This is a genomic window from Marinobacter shunpengi (genome assembly GCF_045449695.1).
Classification (GTDB): Bacteria; Pseudomonadota; Gammaproteobacteria; order Pseudomonadales; family Oleiphilaceae; genus Marinobacter.
The window spans coordinates 387052-407496 of sequence record NZ_JBJJKZ010000005.1 but is presented as its reverse complement, the minus strand read 5'-3'; the positions used below and the strand labels follow the sequence as shown (position 1 = coordinate 407496).

Genomic DNA, 20445 nt, shown 5'->3' with positions numbered 1-20445 from the left:
ACAGCGACAGCCGCTGGAACGGCTGCTGGAGGACGCTCGGTATGCGGGACTCGAGCCCAGGGGCACTATTACGTCACTCCGTGGTCCAGACCCTCGGCGCCGTCGGCCTGTGGCTGATCCTCGCCGGCCCCGGCCAAGCACAGAGCCTCCGGGCGGGTTGCCCGGCAGCGCCGGATCCACCGGCCTTTGTAGAACAGGCTGCCAGTGAGCTGGCCAACATCCAGCCCCATACCGAACGCTGGCGTGACCGCCTGCAATGGCAGCGGCTACTGCGGGAACTGGACCGGCTCAGGTTTGACGGCCTGAATCCACAGAACTACCAGCTGTCCGACCTGGCACGGATTGCCGACCAGTTACCGGCCGACATGCCGCCCACCCCCTGCCAGGCCGAGCTGGCAACCCTCGCCCTGGCGTGGTCCCTGTCAGACCTGACCCGGGGCCGGCTGGACCCGCAGGAGTTAGGCCTGATGTGGCATCAGGCGCCCAAACACCCGGATGCCGAGCAGTTTGCCATCGACATCCACCGTGATTTCTACCACCGCAACGGCCTGCGGCAGGCCTATCAGCGGTCACGTCCGTCCATTGAGCGGTACCAGAACCTGCGCACCGCCTACCGGGAGCAATACCGCCACTTGCCGGAGAGCTGGCCACCGGTGCCGCCGGGCCCCACGCTCAGGCAGGACGACAGTGGTCCCAGGGTGGACGCCCTCGTCGCCCGCCTGAACGCCCAGGGCTACCTGCCCGGGCCGGCGACTCCTTCCGATCCGGCGGCGATGCCGCCGGAACAAACCCGCTTTGACCAGCACATTACCCGGGCCGTAAAAGCCTTCCAGCGCGACCACGGCCTGGACGACGACGGGCTGGTGGGCAAAGCCACCCTGGAAGCACTGAACCTGGCGCCGGGGGCGTGGAAGGCCCGCACCCGGGCCAACCTGGAGCGACTGCGCTGGATTGCCCCCTACCTCACCAGTGACATGGTGCTGGTGGATATTGCCGGTGCCCGCGTCCAGTTGATCCGGGATGGCGCGGAGGTCTGGCACGGCAACACCCAGGTCGGCCGGCCAGAGCGGAAAACCCCGGCACTCACCTCAGCCATCAGCCACATCACCGTTAACCCCACCTGGACCATTCCGCCCACCGTGTTCTATGAGGACACCCTGCCGGCGATCCAGGCCGACCCCGACTACCTCTGGCGCAACCGGCTGACCGTACTGGATCGCAGCGGTACTCCGCTGGATCCGGACCAGGTGGACTGGAGCCAGCCCGGCAACCTGATGCTCAGGCAGGCCGCCGGCCCCGGCAACGCCCTCGGCGAAGTGGCCATCCGGTTCCCCAACCCCTTTGCAGTCTACCTGCACGACACCCCTTCCCGCTGGCTGTTCGACACGCCGGACCGGTTCTACAGCTCCGGCTGCGTGCGGGTCGAGAATGCGGTGCAACTGAGCGAGCGACTGTTCCGGGAAGCCTCGGAGAGCACCCGACGGCAATTGAGCAACGCCCGCTCCTCGGGCAAGACCCGGAACCTTTCCCTGCCGGCCCGTATTCCCCTGGTCATGGCCTACTGGACCGCCGAAGCAGACCCCGATGGCCTTGTACGGTACCGCCCCGACACCTACGAGGAAGACCGGCTGGTGGTCGACCTGCTGGATGAGGAGCCGTAAGGGAGACATCACGACGCCACGGCCTGGGCAAGCTTCCGCCCCCACCAGGTATCCGGGTCGGACCGCCAGGCCGCATGGTGGAGCCAGGCCAGGGTATCGCTGTCACGGCAAAGTTGGCTCAGTTCCGCGCGGTCGAGGGCTCCGGGTCCGCGATCAAGGCATCGCCGGGCCAGTGTCTGCAGGGTTTCCCGCCGCAGCCGGCCCGGATGGCTGCGCGCCAGGCTGCAGTGCATGGCATTGACCGCCGGCAACAGTACCGCCTCCTCAAATCGGGTCAACTGGCCCAGGGGAGGCAGCAATGACTCTTCATCGGCAGTATCCTGGAGCAGGAGGCAGGGCGCCGTTTCCTCAGGTGTGCACAGGATGCCGAGCCGCCGCAGGCACTGCCCCGCCCTCATCCGGCTGAGCCATACCGCCGTCGGGGCAGACAGCACCAGGGGTACGGCCACCGGCAATGACCACAGGAAAAACAGCGGATCCAGGTACCAGGCAAAAGCCGACCAGGCCAGGCCGACGGCCATGCCCGGGGCCTGGGAGACCAGGGCTTCGCGCCAGCGGGTTTCTTCGGTCCGGTTCTGCCCCGCCCAACTGAGGGAGAGATTGAACAACGCACCCAGGACGTAGGCCGAATGGGACAGCATCTTGATAGGCGCCAGCAGCACCGACACCACCGCCTCCATCACCACGCTCAACAGGGTTCTGAAGGCCCCACCAAAGGACCGGGCCCGGCGATGGACCAGGGCATCGAGCCAGGCGATCAGCTTGGGCGCAAACAGCATGGTGACCGTGGTCAGGGCAAGGGTCAGGGCCAGCCCGGGGCTCCATTCGGGCCACAACGGAAACAGCCCCGGCTGATCGTCCGGAAAATAGTCGATGGGCATCAGGGCAAGCTGGGCCGCCTCCACAGTGGTCAACACCAGGAACAGCAACCACAGGGGCGAGGACAGGTATCCCATGATGCCATTGAAAAACGCCATCCGGTGGGCAAACCGCAACCCAGGGGCCCGCAACATGATCCACAGGTGCTGCAGGTTGCCCTTGGACCAGCGACGATCCCGGGACAGCTCGTCCGCCAGGCTCGGTGGTGACTCTTCGTAACTGGCGACCAGGGACGGCTCCAGCCACACCTCGTAGCCCGACCGTCCCATTAACGCCGCCTCGACGAAATCATGGCTCAGGATCGGCCCTCTAAACAGGCCGGCTCCGGGCAACTTGCGCAGGCCGCAATGGGCCATGAACGCATCGGTACGCAGGATGGCATTATGCCCCCAGAAGGCAGCATCGCCCATCTGGATGCCAGCGAGGCCGGTGGCAAAGAGGGGGGAGTATAGCCGGTTGGCGAACTGCTGGATGCGGGCAAACAGGGAACGCCCCCGCACCACACCGGGGGCCGTCTGGAGGATCCCCACCCGGGGTTCAAGTTCCATCAGGCGAACCATCCGGATCAGCGTATCGCCGCCCATCAGGCTGTCCGCGTCCAGCACCACGGTGTAACGGCTGCGACGGCCCCAGCGGCGCAGGAAGTCCGCCACGTTGCCGCTCTTGTAGTTCAGGTTAACCGTACGGCGACGATAGAACAGGCGACCATTGGCATTGAGTTCGTTGCACAGGCCCTGCCAGGCGGCCTGTTCTTCCAGCCAAACCTCCGGATCGCGGCTGTCCGACAGGATATAGAACTCGAAGTGCTCAATCTGTCCGGCCCGTTCCAGATCCCGGTAGATAGCCCGCAGCCCCCGCAGTGTTCGCTGCACCGGTTCATGGTAAATAGGCATGACCACGGCGGTCCTTGTCAGGGGGGTCGCCGCCAGCTCCCGCTCATCATGTCGACGGGCCAGTGACCAGCGGTCACCGCCTGCCAGCCTGAGCACAAAACCGTAAACCGCGGTCCAGAAACCAACGGCGATCCAGGCGTAGAGAACCGCAAACAGGCCTGCCAGACCGATCTCTACCCACGTGCCCCCATGGTAAGGCAATACCCGCAGCATCAACCAGGTGGCCACCAGGGTCTGCCCCAGCACCAGCACCGCCAGCAGAAACCGCCTGACCGTTGCTACCAACTGCCACTGTCCGCCAACTGATGCCGCTGAAGACACCGTTTTCAGTTCATACGGGAGGCCCATAACCGATGCTCCCTCGACGAATGGGTGGGCGCTGGACAGGCAGGTCCAGCGCCGGAAGGCTGAACGCCTCCGGCAGCCGGTCGAACACCATGGCCAGAACCCCGCCCGGCAGCCCCCCGGGGCCATCGCAGGCTGCGCTACCGGCATCTTCCAGGCAATCGTCGATCAGGGCCAGTGCCCGCCGACAGACCTCGGGAGACGGTTTCACCCCGTAGTTCTGCAGGTAAAGCATCACGCGATCGAGAGCGTACTGACAAATGGTTTTCTCCACAGCTCTCTCCTGTCTCTCCAACACCTGTCTCCAACAACCTGGTCCGGCTCCCGTTACTGGGACCGTAAATCAAGCCCCGGCGGCAATTCATAGGTCCAGGTTTCGGTCAGTGGTTCCCCATCTCTGGAAAGGAAGGCCCTCAGGTCCAGTGTCTGATCCGGGGGCGGCTTCACCAGCATCGACAGGCGCCATTGCCCGGTCGGCTCCGAATACTCCACGAAGTGCTCCAGCACCCTGGTATCACCACCCGCACTGACATGGCTGACCACGTCCGCCCCGGGATCGGTCTTGTCCAGGGCGCCACCGGCAAAATCCACCAGGATCCGGTAGGCCCCCTCCTGGTCGCCTCCCCCGATACGGTTGCCATCACCCACGAAGGTATGTATGGCCGCGCCGGTGGGATTTCCGGTGATTTCCGGCGGTCCGAACGTCAGGGTATAGGCCAGTTCCACGCTGTCGCCCGCACCGGGAGATTCCTCCGGCGCCCAGAAGGCAACAATGTTGTCATTCACTTCCGAACGGGTGGGTATTTCCACCAGCACCACATTGCCTTTGCCCCAGTCACCCCGGGGTTCAACCCAGGCGCTGGGCCGACGTTCATAGCGTGCCTCCAGATCCTGGAAATCACGGAAGTCCCGGTCCCTCTGGATCAGCCCGAACCCCTTCGGGTTATTGGCCCTGAGGTAACTCATGCGCAGCGAGGCCGGATTGATAAGCGGACGCCAAAGCCACTCCCCGGAGTCGCCGTCCGCCACCAGCAGGCCATCGGAATCATGGGCTTGGGGCCGCCACTCCCCCACGGGACGGAGCGTGTTCTCGCCGTAGTAGAACATGCTCGTCAGGGGGGCATAGCCCGCCAGGTCCACCTGGTTCCTGAAAAACAGCTGGGCCTGTACGTCCACCTCCAGCGCATCACCTGGCCGGACGGTGAACCGGTAGGCGCCGGTCAGGCTGGGGCCATCCAGCAGGGCATAGAGCACCATCTCTTCGGTCCCTCCCTCCGGTTTTTCCAGCCAGAACTCGATGAACGAGGGGAATTCCTCACCACTGGAGAGCCCGGTATCGATGGCGACCCCGCGGGCGGACAGACCAAAGCCGTCGTTGCGCCCCACACCCCGGAAATAACTGGCACCGGCAAAGGACAGGAACTGGTTGTTGATATCCGGCCCACGCAGGGGGTAGGTCAAACGGAAACCGGCGTACCCCAGATCCGCAGGAATTCGCTTGGCGAACTCCTCGCTGGGGTAGGAGAAATTGTCGCGGGCAAAGGGGATCGGCCTGACCTGACCGTCACGGATCTCATTCAGCTCCACGGCGTGGGTAAAATGCTTGCCGGCCGGGGTCAGCATCACCTGGAAGGGCGAGTCGGAATCGCGCCAGAGGTTACGGTCCTCCCGGAAACGGATCTCCTGGTAGCGACTGTATTCGATCTCCCTGAGAAAATCCGGTATACCGGCAGGCGCACTCCACCCCTGCTGAGCCAGGTCCCGGGCCTTTGCGGCCACATCCGAGAAACCGAAGGACTCAGCAGCGGTAGCCTTCGACGCCACCAGGCAGATGCACAGCAGTCCTGCGAGCGGACGTAGCATACGTGGGGTTCCCTGGGTGTGTTTTGGTAAAAGGGGCAGACGCCGCCCCGAACAAACATGACATCCCTGTTTGTAACTCCACCCGGACCGGGCAGCAAGTGACGTCTTTGTAAGTGATACGACACAAAGGCGGAGCAGGAGCCACAGAAGGAATACTAGAGTGTCCAGGTCAGGTCGACGGACACATCCGGCACATGGGTGGTCACCACGTCGGGCCCGGCACTGTCCAGCAGGGTGCCGGCCCGGAGCCCGCCGGAAAGGTGCTCGCCACTGACCCGCCAGAACACCTCCGCCACGCTGGCCCGACTGGTCAGGTGAGGTTCCACCGCGGCTTCGGTCCACCCCCGAAGTAGTGAGAAGCGGATGTTGGTGTACAGGTCCATGGGGGACCAGAACGGTCGGCTGCGGGTTTCGCTATCCAGTCGCAGCCAGCCCCCTTCCCGGCCCCGCAGGGCCTGGCCGCCAAACCCGTGCATCATGCCCGGACCCACCTCCAGGTGGCGCCAGGAAGGCAGTTCATTGGGGGTGAACTGGTATTCCCCCTGGAGCGCCCAGTCCATGTTCAGCCACTGGCGCCGGAGGTTGGCGCTCAGGTTATAGCGCTGGAAGGTTCCCAGCCCTTCCCCGCAGGATTCCTGCTCGACACCGTCCGTGAGTGCCACACAACCCTCAACGGAAAAACCGAGATCACCGTAGGTATCCAGCAACGGCAGGTACCGTTCCACCTGGCCATCGAGACGCAACAGGGAATAGCTGCGCCGGGCTTCATCACTCAGGTCGCCATCCTGATACCAGCGCCTGGTGACGTCAGTGGTAACAACCCGCGCATCCAGGCTGGCACTGTCACCACGGTACAGGTTACGGGCCAGGTCGATTTCCAGGGTCTGCCGGGAGCCCCCAAACCGCTTGACGTCACCGTCGTCCACCTCGTTCTCGTATTCGTGGATGCGGCCCCGAAATTCCAGGTGGTTGTCTCCCATGGGCACCTGCCAGGTCAGGCCCATGTCCATGGTGCTGTCGCCAGGCCGCTGGGAGGTGGACCAGCTGCCGTCCACGGACAGGTTATTGCTGAGTCCGGGAACCCGGTCCGTCTCGAACCCCACCCGGACCCGGTCGCTCTGCTCGGCCTCATGGTCTTCACCCCGCAGAAAGAACTTCTCGCCGATCCACTGGTCCCTGGCCGCACTGGATGAGATGGGAATGGCGGCAGTGGAAGCATCCGTACGGGTAGCCACGGTCACGGGCGCAGATTCAGGCGTCGCCCCGGATGTTGCCGTCGCCTCCTGACCGCGCCGTACCCACGCCAGGCTCTGTTGCAGCAGTCCCATGGTGCGCTGGTGCTGCCCGGCATCGACACCAGTGGATGCGCTGTCCGCCATCAACGGTGCACACAGCCCCACCGTTGTCATTAGTGCAATGATGACCGGAAGGGTCTGGCGTGTACTGAATGAGATGTATGGCATGGGGCTCAATGGTGTCGGGTGCCGGTTTTGTGCCGTCATGCTAAACCGGATGATTACAACCAATCCATGATTTCAGCCCCACGGTAGCAGGACTTTACAATTTTAATATTTCTTACGAAACAGAGACTTCCGCAAGCCTTTGAAACCCCGGCATCAAGTTATAACGCGCCCACTTTCACGACAGGCGCTGTTTACAGTTGGATACAGGGTTTCAGGGATTACGGAGTGTCACGTCTTGCGGAACAGTGCGACATCCTTGCGGGGGATTTCCAGCAACCAGCCGAACCGATCGGCCAGCCAGTGCAGCGTCTCTTCCCGGTAGAACACGATATGGGTGGGATCCCGGCGGTAGTGCCAGTTCACGAACCGGCTATCGTCAGTCTGGAAGCAGGTCATCACCCCCAGCGTGCCTCCGGGTCTGAGCATCCCATCGAGTTGCCGGAAGACGCCCCAGGGGTCACGCAGGTGTTCAACCACCTCCGTGCAGGTAATGAAATCCCATTGCCGCGCCAGCACCCCAGCGTCCGGGAAGAACACCGGGTCATAGCCGGTGACCGTCAGCCCCCGCTCCTCCAGCATGGCCGCCAGTGCCGGACCCGGGCCGCAGCCGAAATCCAGTCCATGTTGCCCTGGCGAAAGCCTGCCTAGTAGCGGCGTGGCCAGTTTGTCCAGGAAACGACGGTACCCCGGATCGTCCACGGCATTGTCGTGGAGCCGATACACTTCCGCCTCGTCCTGTTCCGACAGCCATCCATTCGGGTCCATGACCGTGGCCCGGCATTGCCCACAACGACGGTACAGACGATCACCCACACGGGCGAACTCCGCCAGGGGCCCACCATGGCAGACACTGCAGAAATCCCGGGCCGCCAGGCGCTGAGTCGTCAAGAAGATCTCCAGATTACGATCCGTGAGTTTGAGAACCAGGAGGCCATCAATCAACCAGACAAACGCCCGCTCCCGACATGGCGGGATTCAGGTGATGCAGCCGACCTCCACGCCCAGGTTAGTGTCCCGTTTGGTTAGTTCGCCGACCAAACGGGACACCAGGCTAACCAACCGCAGTAAAACAATAATCCAAGGGGCCGGCAGTCGTCCGCAGCACAGGGTTGTCGATGCCCGACGAGCCTGTGATTGAGGAAAACTGGTTTCTCCAGCGTTGTTACCAGACCCACCGGACGGCCCTGACAACCCGGAGTACTCGCTATGCTTTCAATGCCAACAGCCATGCGCGGCGGGGTCATCGCCCTTGCCATCCTGGCCGCCTTTCCTCTCATCGCCCTGGCCGATGCCGAAGTCCAGCGCAGCGGTTTCTACTGGCGTGCGTCGGTGGACGGCAACAATGTCTATACCGGTACCCACATGATCGATGCGGTGAATGCCGCGATCAACAATATGGGCCCCGGCACCGTGAACGTCCGCACCTCGGGCAGTTCCGGTTCCGATGGGGGCGAAGTGTATGGCATACGACCACGGGATGGTACCGTGCTCGACTTCCACGGCAATACCATCATCGCCAACGGTGGTGAACTGGTGGTGCCGGTCTACTGCGATCGTCGCAACGGCGTCACGGTGCGCAACCTGAATGTGGAGGGCAATCCCCGCTATGGCATGTGGTTCCGGGGCTGTTCCAACGTCACCCTGCACAACATCACCATGGACCTGAACATCAGTAATCCGGTGGGTCTGGGCATCCGGGTGGATGCCTCCACGGGCCCGGCCCGCAACCTGACCATCAGTGGCAATATCCGGGTGGAGGGTTCCCGTACCCACGGTGTCGAGACCTACGGCGTGGATGGTTTCAACATTGGCGACGTGACGGTCAACAACAGCGGCGGTTCCGGCCTGCTGCTCAACGATTCCCGCAACGGCACCGTGGGTGTGGTGAGGGGCAACCGCAACAATCAGGGCGGCGGTTACGCCACCTTCCGGGTCGCCAATAACAATGGCCCCAACGTCGAGGTGGAGAGCGTCTACTCCCGTAACTCCGGCCGCGGCTTCTTCAGTGTGTCCGGCAGCAACGGCACCACCGTGCGCCATGTGGATATCGCCAACAGTACGGCCCAGGGGATCTTCCTGGAAGACGCCAGCAACACCCACGTCCTCAGCGGCTCGGTGAGCAACGGCAACCCCAACTGCCAGTTGGTGCGCACCAACAGCTCCAGCATCAACGTGTCGGGGTGCGCCCGTGTCGGGACACCGCCATCAGACCCCGGTGATGACAACGGTGGCAGCACCAATATCGACGACGGCACCTTCCGCATCACGCCGGTGCATAGCGGCCAGGCCATGGACCTGGCCATGTGCGATACCAGCGCCGGCACCAATATCCAGCAGTGGAACTGGCTGGACAATGTCTGCCAGAAGTGGAACGTCACCCACATCAGCGGTGGCTACTATCGCATCGCACCGTCCCACGGTCCCGACAAGGCGCTGGATATATCCGGCGTGTCCACGGAAAACGGTGCCAATGTGATGATCTGGGACTGGCTGGGCAACGATAACCAACTGTTCCGCTTCCAGAGTGCCGGCACCGGCCGCTGGCGGATCATCCCGAAACACAGCGAGAAATGCCTGGATGTGGACGGTTTCTCCCAGGATGCAGGCGCCAACCTGATGCAGTGGACCTGTATCAGCGGCAACACCAATCAGATGTTTGAGCTCGACAGGATGTAAGCGTGGGGCCCGGCAAGCCGGGCCCTCCCCTTTCCTCTCAGCCGCCCTTGCGGGCCTCGAGCATTGCCGCCATCTTCTCATGCAGTTTGTTGACCGCCTTCAGGGGGCGCACCATCACCTTGAAGTCACGGATGCGCCCTTCGTCATCCCACTGGATCATGTCGATACCGTTGATCACGATGCCATCCAGTTCGGTGCGGAATTCCAGCACGGCGTTGTTGCCGTCGACAATCTCCCGCAGGTACTCGAACTGATCGTTGCCCAGCACGTAAAACGCCGCCGCCAGGTACTCTCTGGTGATGGCCTTGCCTTCCTGTGGGGTATGCACCACAGGCGAATGGAACACGGCATCATCAGCCAGCAGGTCATCCAGTCCGTTGACGTCACGGTTCTGCATCAGTTGGTGCCAGGTCTTGAGGGTATCGATCACGTTGTCTACTCCAGGTTATTGTCGTTGGATGTCGCCAGGTTGGTCGGTCAGGCGGTACCGGATTTCTCCTGCGAGGATTCATCCTCGGCCTTGCGGTCCCTGGCGGCCTTGGGCGGCACCAGGCTGATGAGCTGCCAGTCGGTTTCAGGAGCCACCTTCTCGCCAGCCAGGATCGGGTGGATCCTGTCCTTGTCATTGATCACGAACAGTAGCCGGGCCTCGCCGTCATGCTGCGCCAGGAAATTGTCATAGGTGAAGTTCTCGCTCAACTGGGTGGTCTTCACCGTATAGCCACGGCTCATCAGGCTGGCGAGTTTGGGATAGGAAAGATCGTTGAACAGGCCACGGGTCTGCTGGATTTTCTCGGCAGTCTGGTGGCTGGCCTTGGAGTCCTGCTCTCCTTCCGGAAGGCTGTACACACTGTTGGCGCCGAACCAGTCCAGGAAGTGGTAGGTGGCCAGTGAATTGAGTTGCTTGTAGGGAGAAATCACCAGCAGCTTGCCCACCCCGGTCAGGTCCAGGTGGGTGGAGGCATGCTCGGACGTGGGATTACCGAAGTACACCTTCAGCCCATCCATCCGCGCCTGTCGCACGTTCTCCCAGTTGGTGTCCGTCAGTACCACGGGAATCTCATTCTTCTGCAGCGCCAGGGCGATGGCCCGGGCCCCACTGTTGGCTCCCAGGATCAGGAATCCGAAAGCGGCGGGCTCCGCCACACCCAGGGCCTTGGCCACCGGTCGTGCGGTGAGGCTCTGGATGGTCACGGTGGCAATAATCAGCATGAACACCAGCGGCACCAGGGTGCTGGCGTCCTCGTAGCCCTGGTTCTCAAGCTGGAAGGCAAACAGTGCCGATACCGCTGCGGCAACAATGCCCCGGGGGGCAATCCAGCTCAGGAAGGCCTGCTCCCGCCAGTTCAGTCTGGTGCCGATGGCCGACAGAACGATGCTGAGTGGGCGGGCCACCAACATGAGGATCGCCAGTACCGCCACCAGCCCCCAGCCAAGCTCGGCAATGGCGGCGAAATCCACCCGCGCCGCCAGGATGATGAACAGGGCAGAAATCAGCAGGACACTGAGGGATTCCTTGAATTCCAGGATGTCGTCGATGGGCACCATCTTCATGTTGGCCATCCAGATACCCATCACCGTGACCGTGAGCAGGCCGGATTCATGGGCCAGTTCATTGGACAGGGCATAGACCCCGAGCATGAACGTCAGGGTGCCGGCGTTGTGAAGGTAATGGGGCAGCAGATGCTTGCGCAGTGCAACGCCATTGAGCCAGCCGGCCACGGCACCGAACACCATACCCACGACCACAGTCTTGCCGAAGATATAGACTGAGTGCCAGAACACATTACCCTGTCCCCAGGAGATGATGGCCTCGAACACCAGAACCGCCAGCAGCGCCCCCACCGGGTCGATGATGATGCCCTCCCAGCGCAGGATATTGGCCAGGTTCTGCTTGGGCCGTACCGATCGCAGCAGCGGCGCGATGACCGTCGGACCGGTGACAATGGAAATGGCCCCGAACAGCAGCGCCACCTCCCAGGACACATCGAGGATCCACCGGGCTGCCAGGGTACCGATGATGGCGGTAACCACCGACCCCACCGGCACCAGGTTGCGGACCATGCGGCCATGGCCCTTGATCTCGTCATACTTGAGGGTCAGGCTGCCCTCGAACAGGATCACCGCAACCGCCAGGGAAATCATTGGAAACAGCAGGTCACCGAACAGCGGTTCCGGTTGCAGCCAGCCCAGTACCGGGCCGGCGGCAATGCCTCCAGCAAGCAGGAACAGGATCGCCGGCATCCGCAGCCGCCAGGCCAGCCACTGACAGAAGAGAGATGCGACGCCAATACTGGCCAGTACGAGAACGATACTTACGCTCATAGACACCCGGTTCCATTGGTTTCTGATTCGGCGGGACGACAGAGAGACCTCGCCCGGACAGGACGCTGACAACTCCGGTTCCGGTCAGCCCTGATCGAGTCACAGGATACGCCAGAGGAGAAAAGCTGTACACGGCAGGCCATTGCAGCCTGCCGCGCAGAAAACTACCCGACCCGGCAGACGGGTAGCGTGTACGGCAGGATCAGGCCTGACGGGCTCGCATGGCACCCAGCCCCAACAGCCCCAGGGCCAGCAGCCCCAGGGAGCCCGGCGCGGAGACAGCCGCGGAACGGGTGAGCTGGACATCATAGTTCCAGGTGCCCTCACCGTCGGCCAGGTAGGGAGGCACCTCACCACCGAGGGCCAGGGTGAAGGTACCGGTTTCCGGCAGGATGAAATCCATCAGGGATTCATTGCCGGCGGTGGATGACAGGGTCACCAGGGATAACAGGTCCCAGTCACCGGCATTGTTGAAGTAGAACGGCTGGGAAAAGCTGTCCGGCGTACCGGTGTACAGCGAGAAGGCCACATCGGTGGTGTCGCTGCCGGCAAACAGGCTGATGCTTTCGCCAGCGGTACCATCAAAGGACCAGAAATCCACCCAGGAACCGTTGGATTCGGACCAGCCGGATTCGGATTCCAGGCTCCCACTGTAGACAGCACCGTCGTCCAGTGCGCCTTCATAGATGATGGCGGAAGAGGCGCTGAGCGGGGCCAGTGCCAGGGTCATTGCTGCGATCCATTGTTTCATGACGTCGATCCTTTTCCTTGTGAAGTCTATCAGAGGGCGCCGTTGTCCCACGGGCCGGTGATGGCAAAGGTGATGCCCGGGGTCTGGATGTTCACGAACAGCCACTGGTTGTAGAAGGTGGCGCCACACCACTCGCGACCGGTGTAGTTACCGGAGATACCGTTCTTCTCGCCGGCGAGGATCACGTTGTTCTCGGCGAACGGGAAGATCTGGCCGTCACGGGTCAGGCCATGGAGCATCTGCTTGGGACGGCTGCCGTCCTCGCACAGGATGATGCCGCCACGGGGGCTGACCGCGATGTTATCCGGCGAGTTAAGGACGTCGGCGGCCGGGCTCTCGAACACCAGGCGCAGGGTTTCGCTGCGGGGGTCGTACTCGAAGATCTGTCCCTGCCCGGCATCACCACCGGAGGTGGAGACGAAGTAGACATAGCCGCTATCGTACCAGCAGCCCTCGCCACGCTCGAAACGGGCACCGCCCTTGGCACGACCCTGGCTGTACACACCCAGGCTGTTGGTGGTGCCGTCCTCGTGGGCCTTTTCCGGGTTGTCGATGTCGACCCACTCCACCTGCCAGGTGGTGTCGTTAGGGTACCCCTCTGCCAGGTTGGCCTGATCCTCGCCCAACACCTTCAGCATCTGCAGCTTGCCGCCGTCCTGCAGGCGACCGTGGGTGTTGGGAATAAAGCGGTAGAAACCGGAGGTACCGCGATCCTCGGTCTCGTAGACAATGCTGGTCACCGGATCCACCGCCACCGCCTCGTGGACGAAACGGCCAAGCCCCTTGAGGGGTTCAGCGGACGGGCGACCGAACGCGGGCACCTCGAACACCCAGCCGTGGGTCTTGACGCCGGCTTCGGTCTCCGGCCCCAGGGTAGTCTCCTCACAGGTCAGCCAGCTGCCCCAGGGGGTGGGCCCGCCGGCGCAGTTGGTGGAGGTACCGGACAGCGCTGCATAGCTGTCGAGCCACTTGCCCTGGTAGGTATCAAAGGTCAGTGTGGTGTTGCCGCCCGGTGTGCGCGGGTCATAGGCAAGACGGGTGAACGGGTCACCGACACCACGGATCTCGTGGTTGCGGATCATGGTGACCGTGTTGCCCTTGGCGGCCACCACACCCATGCCGTCGTGGGCGCCCGGGGTAACGATGCCGTCGGACATGGTGTCGCCGGTCCAGCCAAAGCTCTGGTAACGGAAACCTTCCGGCAGGGCCAGCAGGTACAGGCCGGTGGTTTCATCGGCCTTCAGGGACAGGGGGCCGTAATCCGGACTGTACGGTAGGCTGGCGGCGCGCAGGTCGCGACTGGCGAGACCACCAAAGGCCAGGCCGGCAGCGCCCAGCAGGCTGCTTTTCAGGAGGGAACGACGATTGAGGCTCAGCGAATCCGATCGGGACTGTTCAGGCAGTTGTGCGGGATTGGTCTGTTTCATACGTCTCTCTCTGTTCTGGTTGTATGACCGGGCCTGATTGCCCGGCTGTCTGTCACCATAGAGAGCAGGTTTTACCGTCGGGTGTCTGATCCTTGATGTTTCCCTGACGGTTTAAAGACGTATAGCTGGAAAATGTACACATGTCATATGGTCATGATGTGCCGGACACAAAAAAGGCCGGCAAGAGCCGGCCTGACCGAATTGGCTTACCTGAGAACCCGCACGTCAGGGCTTACGCCCCTTCATTGCGTTGGCTACCAGAGAAATCACCAGCAACACCAGGAAGATGAAGAAAAGGATCTTGGCAATGCCTGCGGCAGTTCCGGCAATACCGCCAAAGCCAAGGACCCCGGCAATAATGGCAATGATCAGACAGACAACAGCCCAGTAAAGCATCGTTCCCTCCTTAGGATTGGCCACCAGGATGGGGTGCCAACGCAACATGAGTTTGGGTAACGCACTTCAACCATTGGCGCTGTGGTGGAAGAACTCAAGAAATCAGCGGCTTCCTGACCAACATTTAATACTCATCATTATACCCTGAACGGATATATCTACCTGCATGAGGTCCGGAAACCTATTCTGCAGAAACGTTCACAGGCAGCATCTGGGTATTTTTGATCTCCCGCAATGCAAAGTTGGAATTGACCTGGGCAATGCCCTGCAGGGTAAATATTTTTTCATTGAGGAAACGGTCATAGCTGGCCATGTCCGGCACCACCACCCGAAGCACAAAATCCGCATTGCCGGTCACCGCAAAGCACTGGAGCACTTCCGGGTAACTGCTCACCTCCCGCTCGATTTCCGCCGTGCTGTCGATGGTGTGCCGTTGCAGGGACAGGTTCACCAGTACACACAGCCCCTGACCCATGGCCTCGGGATCGAGCCGGGCGCTATAGCCGGTAACCACCCCAGCCTCCTCCAGCCCACGAACCCGCCGCCAGCAGGCGGCCGGTGACAGCCCGACCTGTTCCGCCAGCGACTGGTTGCTGATACGGCCATCCTGCTGGAGTACGTCCAGAATGCGGCGGTCCAGTTTATCGAGCTCAACCTGTTTCATTTGGTAACACCTGATTTTTATCAAAGAGTCTTTCGTTTTTATTGTTGATCACTCCGTTTTATTTCGCAAATACCCGTCAGCGATGTTCAAAAAGCAAACACATTTAGCGCGTCCCCCTTTAGACTTTTGTTCATAAAATCAACAAAAGGAGGGCGCCATGTCCACCGATACCCGTCAACCCGATATCCTTCATCCGGATACTCCACAACTGGACGACTACAAGCTGGAGGACCGCTACCTGCGGGAGTCCGGTCGCGTATTCCTCACCGGCACCCAGGCCCTGGTTCGCATTCCGCTGATGCAGGCCGCCCTGGACCGCAGGCAGGGCCTTAACACCGCCGGCATGGTCAGCGGCTACCGGGGCTCGCCCCTGGGGGCCTATGACCAGGCCCTGTGGCAGGCGGGTGACCTGCTGGAACAGAATCGGATCGACTTCGTTCCCGCCATCAACGAGGACCTGGCGGCCACCATCATGCTGGGCACCCAGCAGGTGGAAACCGACGATGATCGCCAGGTGGATGGTGTATTCGGTCTCTGGTACGGCAAGGGCCCCGGCGTCGACCGGGCCGGTGATGCCCTCAAGCACGGCACCACCTATGGCAGCTCGCCCCACGGCGGCGTGCTGGTGGTGGCCGGGGATGACCACGGCTGTGTGTCCTCCTCCATGCCTCACCAGTCCGATGTGGCGTTCATGAGTTTCTTCATGCCCACCATCAACCCGGCCAACATCGCCGAGTACCTGGAATTCGGCCTCTGGGGCTATGCCCTGTCCCGTTTCAGCGGCTGCTGGGTGGGCTTCAAGGCGATTTCCGAAACGGTGGAAAGCGCCGCCTCGGTGGAACTGCCACCGCTGCCCGAGTTCGTGACTCCGGACGACTTCACGCCACCGGCGGACGGCCTCCATTACCGCTGGCCGGACCTGCCCGGGCCGCAACTGGAAACCCGCATTGAACACAAACTGGCCGCCGTGCAGGCCTTCGCCCGGGCCAACCCCATCGACCGCTGCCTGTATAACAACCGCGACGCCCGCTTCGGCATCGTCACCACCGGCAAGGGCCACCTGGACCTGCTGGAAGCCCTGGATCTGCTGGGTATCGATGAAGACAAGGCCCGGGACATGGGCCTGGACATCTACAAGATCGGTATGGTCTGGCCCCTGGAGCGCAAGGGCGTGCTGGACTTCGTCCACGGCAAGCAGGAAGTGCTGGTGATTGAGGAAAAGCGCGGCATCATCGAGAGTCAGATCAAGGAATATATGTCCGAGCCGGACCGCCCCGGCGAAGTGCTGATCACCGGCAAGCAGGACGAACTGGGCCGGCCATTGATCCCCTACGTGGGAGAACTCAGCCCGAAGCTGGTGGCCGGTTTCCTGGCCGCCCGCCTGGGCCGGTTCTTCGACATCGACTTCAACGAGCGGCTGATGGCCATCAACACCATGACCACCGCCCAGGACCCCGGCGGAGTCAAACGCCTGCCCTATTTCTGCTCCGGCTGTCCCCATAACACCTCCACCAAGGTACCGGAAGGCAGCAAGGCCCTGGCCGGCATCGGCTGCCACTTCATGGCCTCGTGGATGGGCCGTAACACCGAATCCCTGATCCAGATGGGCGGTGAAGGCGTCAACTGGATCGGCAAGAGCCGATACACCGGCAACCCCCATGTGTTCCAGAACCTGGGGGAAGGCACCTATTTCCACTCCGGCTCCATGGCCATACGGCAGGCGGTGGCTGCCGGCATCAACATTACCTACAAGATCCTGTTCAACGACGCCGTAGCGATGACCGGCGGCCAGCCGGTGGACGGCCAGATTACCGTTGACGCCATCGCCCAGCAGGTGGCCTCCGAGGGTGTCAAACGGGTGGTGGTACTCAGTGATGAACCGGAGAAGTACGACGGTCACAAGGACCGCTTCCCGAAGGACGTCACCTTCCATGACCGCAGTGAACTGGACCAGGTCCAGCGGGAACTGCGGGATATCCCCGGCTGTACCGTACTGATCTACGACCAGACCTGCGCCGCCGAGAAGCGCCGTCGCCGTAAGCGCAAGCAGTTCCCGGATCCCGCCAAACGGGCCTTTATCAACCACCATGTGTGCGAAGGCTGCGGTGACTGCTCGGTCCAGTCCAACTGCCTGTCAGTGGTGCCCCGCAAGACGGAACTGGGCCGCAAGCGCAGGATTGACCAGTCGTCCTGCAACAAGGACTACTCCTGCGTCAACGGCTTCTGCCCCAGCTTCGTGACCATCGAGGGCGGCCAGCTACGCAAGAGCCGGGGCATGGACACCGGCTCGGTACTGACCCGCAAGCTGGCCGACGTGCCTGCCCCGGAACTTCCCGCCATGGCCGGCTCCTACGACCTGCTGGTGGGTGGTGTTGGCGGCACCGGCGTGGTCACCGTGGGCCAGCTCATCACCATGGCGGCCCACCTGGAGTCGAAAGGTGCGTCGGTACTGGACTTTATGGGCTTCGCCCAGAAAGGCGGCACCGTGCTCAGCTACGTGCGCATGGCGCCTTCCCCGGACCGGCTGCACCAGGTCCGTACCAGCAACGGCCAGGCCGACGCCGTCATCGCCTGTGACCTGGTGGTGGCCAGTTCCCAGAAAGCCCTGAGCGTACTGCGGCCCGACCACACCCGCGTGGTGGCCAACGAGGCGGAACTGCCCACCGCCGACTACGTGCTCTACCGGGACGCGGACATGCAGGCGGACAAACGCCTGGATATCCTCCGCAACGCTGTCGGCGACGACCACTTCGCCCGCCTGGACGCCAACGGCATCGCTGACAGGCTGATGGGCGACACCGTGTTCTCCAACGTCATGATGCTCGGCTTCGCCTGGCAGAAAGGCCTGCTGCCCCTGTCCGAAGCCGCGCTGATGAAAGCCATCGAGCTCAACGGTGTAGCCGTCGAACGTAACAGGGAAGCCTTCGGCTGGGGCCGCCTGGCCGCCGTCGACCTGCCGGCCATCACCAACCTGCTGGAAGACAATCAGGTTGAGGCCGTTGAAGTAAAACCGGAACCCACCCTGGACCAGCTCATCGACACCCGCTACCACCACCTGGTGGATTACCAGAACCGCCGCTGGGCGGACCAGTACCGGGCCAGCGTCGCCAATGTGCGTAAGGCCGAGGAAAGCCTGGGCCACACCAACGGCCTGCTGACCCGGGCCGTGGCCCAGCAGCTCTACCGCTTCATGGCCTACAAGGACGAATACGAAGTGGCCCGCCTGTTTGCGGAAACCGACTTCATGAAGGAAGTGAACGACACCTTCGAAGGCGACTTCCAGGTTCACTTCCACCTGGCCCCGCCGATCATGAACAAGGGTACCGACGCCCAGGGCCGCCCGAAGAAACGCAAGTTCGGCCCCTGGATGTTCCGGGCGTTCCGATTGCTGGCGAAATTCCGGGGACTGCGGGGCACCGCCATCGACCCGTTCCGCTACTCCGCCGACCGCAAGCTGGACCGGACCCTGCTGCGGGACTATCAGGGGCTGGTAGAGCGAATCATAAAAGAACTGAACGCCAGCAACTACGACACCTTCCTGCAACTGGCGGAACTGCTGGCAGACGTGCGGGGCTATGGCCCGGTGCGGGAACAGGCGGCAGAAGCCATCGGCGAAAAGCAGGCACAACTCTACAAGGCCCTGGACACCGGTCGCCCCACCCTGATCCGCACTCATCAGGCCGATGACCAGACTGATGAAAAGGAGGCAGACCATGTTTGAAGCCCTCAAGCCCCTGCCCCAGGACCCGATCCTGCAACTGATGCAGACCTTCCGGGACGACCCGCGCCCGCACAAGGTGGACCTGGGCATCGGCGTCTACAAGGACGACGCCGGCAACACCCCCATCATGGCCGCCGTCCACGAAGCAGAACGGCGGATGCTGGACGGTGAAACCACCAAGAGCTACGTCGGCCCGGCGGGCTCCGCCGGCTACAACGACGCAATGACAAATCTGATCCTGGGCGCAGACAACAACCTTATCCGTGACCAGCGCACCTCCGTGGTCCAGACCCCCGGCGGCTGCGGCGCCCTGCGCATGGCGGCGGAATTCCTGCGCCTGTGCAAGCCCGACACCACCGTCTGGGTCAGCACCCCCACCTGGGCCAACCACCTGCCCCTGCTGGGCGGCGCCGGACTCGCCATCCGCGAATATCCCTACCTGAATCGCGACACATTACAGGTAGACTTCGCCGCCATGCTGGAAAGCCTGGAAGGGGCACAGGCCGGCGACGTGGTACTGCTCCACGGTTGCTGCCACAACCCCTCCGGGGCCGATCTGAGTCTCGAGCAGTGGAAGAGCGTGACCGACCTGATCCAACGCAAGGGTCTGCTGCCCTTCGTGGACATGGCCTACCAGGGCCTGGGCGATGGTCTGGAGCAAGACGCCGCCGGCCTCCGCCACCTGGCCAGTCAGGTACCGGAAATGCTGGTGGCCGCCTCCTGCTCCAAGAACTTCGGCCTCTACCGGGAACGAACCGGTGCCCTGATGCTGATCTCGGCAACCGCGAGCATCAACCAGGCCGCCACCAGCCAACTGCTGAGCGTCATCCGCTCCCACTACTCCATGCCCCCGGCCCACGGCGCCGCGATCGTGGAAACCATACTGGGAGACAGTGACCTGCGCCTGCAGTGGCAGAACGAACTGAACGGCATGTGCGATCGCATCCTCCACCTGCGCCACGCCTTTGCCGAAGCCCTGGCCCCGGCCGGCGACTTCAGCTTCATCGCGCGGCAGCGGGGCATGTTCTCGTTCCTCAGCATCAGCCCGGACCAGGTGCAGACACTGCGGGAAGACCACGGCATCTACATGCTGGATTCCAGCCGGGTGAATGTGGCGGGGCTGAACGACAAGGTGCTGCCGCGAGTCGCGGAAGCCATCAGGAGTGTTTTGTAAATCCTTCTGACAGTATCCCTAAAAAATTCGAGAGAACCTTAGCGGGCAGCTCCAAGGTCTGAAGCAGTGGGTCCGGGATGCTTTTCCAGGACCTTCGAAAACAGGGACGTTTTCGAAGAGCCTCCATGGATGGATTCACGGCGTGTCCTGGAAAAGCATCCTGGTCCCGCTGCCAGCACGGACAAGAAGACCTACAAAACGAAAGCC

15 protein-coding genes are annotated in these 20445 nt (G+C 62.5%); 4 read left to right on the top strand and 11 right to left on the bottom strand.

The window, feature by feature from the left end; translation table 11 throughout:
• The first annotated feature begins 41 nt into the window (after window positions 1-41).
• Window positions 42-1661: a L,D-transpeptidase family protein gene (locus tag ACJO2E_RS03815; RefSeq protein WP_406961995.1), complete on the top strand. Its 1620-nt coding sequence runs from the start codon at window positions 42-44 to the stop codon at window positions 1659-1661.
• 8 nt (window positions 1662-1669) lie between these two features.
• On the opposite strand, the gene mdoH is transcribed toward ACJO2E_RS03815, so the two are convergent.
• The 5 genes from mdoH to ACJO2E_RS03790 all read right to left on the bottom strand — a co-directional run bounded on the left by mdoH (window position 1670) and on the right by ACJO2E_RS03790 (window position 7992).
• Window positions 1670-3781: a glucans biosynthesis glucosyltransferase MdoH gene (gene mdoH, locus ACJO2E_RS03810; RefSeq protein ID WP_406961993.1), complete on the bottom strand. Its 2112-nt coding sequence runs from the start codon at window positions 3779-3781 to the stop codon at window positions 1670-1672.
• Window positions 3765-4052 carry a hypothetical protein gene (locus ACJO2E_RS03805; RefSeq protein ID WP_406961991.1) on the bottom strand — a complete coding sequence of 96 codons (288 nt, stop codon included), beginning with the start codon at window positions 4050-4052 and terminating at the stop codon, window positions 3765-3767. The genes mdoH and ACJO2E_RS03805 overlap by 17 nt, the downstream gene beginning before the upstream one ends.
• A gap of 53 nt (window positions 4053-4105) precedes the next feature.
• Window positions 4106-5641, bottom strand: coding sequence for a glucan biosynthesis protein G (locus ACJO2E_RS03800; RefSeq protein WP_406961989.1), 1536 nt, complete (start codon window positions 5639-5641; stop codon window positions 4106-4108).
• Between the two features lie 155 nt (window positions 5642-5796).
• Complete coding sequence (locus ACJO2E_RS03795; protein WP_406961987.1) at window positions 5797-7104, bottom strand: ShlB/FhaC/HecB family hemolysin secretion/activation protein; 1308 nt, start codon at window positions 7102-7104, stop codon at window positions 5797-5799.
• A 228-nt stretch (window positions 7105-7332) separates the two neighbouring features.
• The gene (locus ACJO2E_RS03790) at window positions 7333-7992 is read right to left on the bottom strand and encodes a class I SAM-dependent methyltransferase (RefSeq protein ID WP_406961985.1); all 660 of its coding nucleotides are present in this window, start codon (window positions 7990-7992) and stop codon (window positions 7333-7335) included.
• A 318-nt stretch (window positions 7993-8310) separates the two neighbouring features.
• On the opposite strand from ACJO2E_RS03790, the gene ACJO2E_RS03785 reads away from it, so the two are divergent.
• Window positions 8311-9780, top strand: a complete 1470-nt coding sequence (locus tag ACJO2E_RS03785) for an RICIN domain-containing protein (RefSeq protein ID WP_406961983.1) — start codon at window positions 8311-8313, stop codon at window positions 9778-9780.
• 37 nt (window positions 9781-9817) lie between these two features.
• Here ACJO2E_RS03785 and ACJO2E_RS03780 read toward each other — a convergent pair whose 3' ends face one another.
• From ACJO2E_RS03780 to ACJO2E_RS03755, 6 genes are all read right to left on the bottom strand, one after another.
• Window positions 9818-10210: a nuclear transport factor 2 family protein gene (locus ACJO2E_RS03780; RefSeq protein ID WP_406961981.1), complete on the bottom strand. Its 393-nt coding sequence runs from the start codon at window positions 10208-10210 to the stop codon at window positions 9818-9820.
• A 47-nt stretch (window positions 10211-10257) separates the two neighbouring features.
• Window positions 10258-12105, bottom strand: coding sequence for a cation:proton antiporter (locus tag ACJO2E_RS03775; protein WP_406961979.1), 1848 nt, complete (start codon window positions 12103-12105; stop codon window positions 10258-10260).
• A gap of 202 nt (window positions 12106-12307) precedes the next feature.
• Window positions 12308-12856 (bottom strand): hypothetical protein, encoded by a 549-nt coding sequence (locus ACJO2E_RS03770; protein WP_406961977.1) that lies wholly within the window; start codon window positions 12854-12856, stop codon window positions 12308-12310.
• 29 nt (window positions 12857-12885) lie between these two features.
• Window positions 12886-14283, bottom strand: a complete 1398-nt coding sequence (locus tag ACJO2E_RS03765; protein WP_406961975.1) for an alkaline phosphatase PhoX — start codon at window positions 14281-14283, stop codon at window positions 12886-12888.
• 225 nt (window positions 14284-14508) lie between these two features.
• Window positions 14509-14679: a DUF1328 domain-containing protein gene (locus ACJO2E_RS03760; RefSeq protein WP_328185498.1), complete on the bottom strand. Its 171-nt coding sequence runs from the start codon at window positions 14677-14679 to the stop codon at window positions 14509-14511.
• 181 nt (window positions 14680-14860) lie between these two features.
• Entirely contained in the window at window positions 14861-15343 is a 483-nt protein-coding gene (locus ACJO2E_RS03755; protein WP_406961973.1) for an Lrp/AsnC family transcriptional regulator, read from the bottom strand.
• Between the two features lie 157 nt (window positions 15344-15500).
• Here ACJO2E_RS03755 and ACJO2E_RS03750 point away from each other — a divergent pair, with 157 nt between their 5' ends.
• Together ACJO2E_RS03750 and ACJO2E_RS03745 are read left to right on the top strand one after the other, a co-directional pair.
• Entirely contained in the window at window positions 15501-19064 is a 3564-nt protein-coding gene (locus ACJO2E_RS03750) for an indolepyruvate ferredoxin oxidoreductase family protein (protein WP_406961971.1), read from the top strand.
• Complete coding sequence (locus tag ACJO2E_RS03745) at window positions 19057-20238, top strand: amino acid aminotransferase (protein WP_406961969.1); 1182 nt, start codon at window positions 19057-19059, stop codon at window positions 20236-20238. The genes ACJO2E_RS03750 and ACJO2E_RS03745 overlap by 8 nt, the downstream gene beginning before the upstream one ends.
• Window positions 20239-20445 lie beyond the last annotated feature (207 nt).

Bases quoted from the DNA above. Each gene is read 5' to 3' on its own strand.
- ACJO2E_RS03815 (WP_406961995.1), top strand. From the start codon at position 42: ATGCGGGACTCGAGCCCAGGGGCACTATTACGTCACTCCGTGGTCCAG.
- mdoH (WP_406961993.1), bottom strand. From the start codon at position 3,781: ATGGGCCTCCCGTATGAACTGAAAACGGTGTCTTCAGCGGCATCAGTT.
- ACJO2E_RS03800 (WP_406961989.1), bottom strand. From the start codon at position 5,641: ATGCTACGTCCGCTCGCAGGACTGCTGTGCATCTGCCTGGTGGCGTCG.
- ACJO2E_RS03795 (WP_406961987.1), bottom strand. From the start codon at position 7,104: ATGCCATACATCTCATTCAGTACACGCCAGACCCTTCCGGTCATCATT.
- ACJO2E_RS03785 (WP_406961983.1), top strand. From the start codon at position 8,311: ATGCTTTCAATGCCAACAGCCATGCGCGGCGGGGTCATCGCCCTTGCC.
- ACJO2E_RS03775 (WP_406961979.1), bottom strand. From the start codon at position 12,105: ATGAGCGTAAGTATCGTTCTCGTACTGGCCAGTATTGGCGTCGCATCT.
- ACJO2E_RS03770 (WP_406961977.1), bottom strand. From the start codon at position 12,856: ATGAAACAATGGATCGCAGCAATGACCCTGGCACTGGCCCCGCTCAGC.
- ACJO2E_RS03765 (WP_406961975.1), bottom strand. From the start codon at position 14,283: ATGAAACAGACCAATCCCGCACAACTGCCTGAACAGTCCCGATCGGAT.
- ACJO2E_RS03760 (WP_328185498.1), bottom strand. From the start codon at position 14,679: ATGCTTTACTGGGCTGTTGTCTGTCTGATCATTGCCATTATTGCCGGG.
- ACJO2E_RS03755 (WP_406961973.1), bottom strand. From the start codon at position 15,343: ATGAAACAGGTTGAGCTCGATAAACTGGACCGCCGCATTCTGGACGTA.
- ACJO2E_RS03750 (WP_406961971.1), top strand. From the start codon at position 15,501: ATGTCCACCGATACCCGTCAACCCGATATCCTTCATCCGGATACTCCA.
- ACJO2E_RS03745 (WP_406961969.1), top strand. From the start codon at position 19,057: ATGTTTGAAGCCCTCAAGCCCCTGCCCCAGGACCCGATCCTGCAACTG.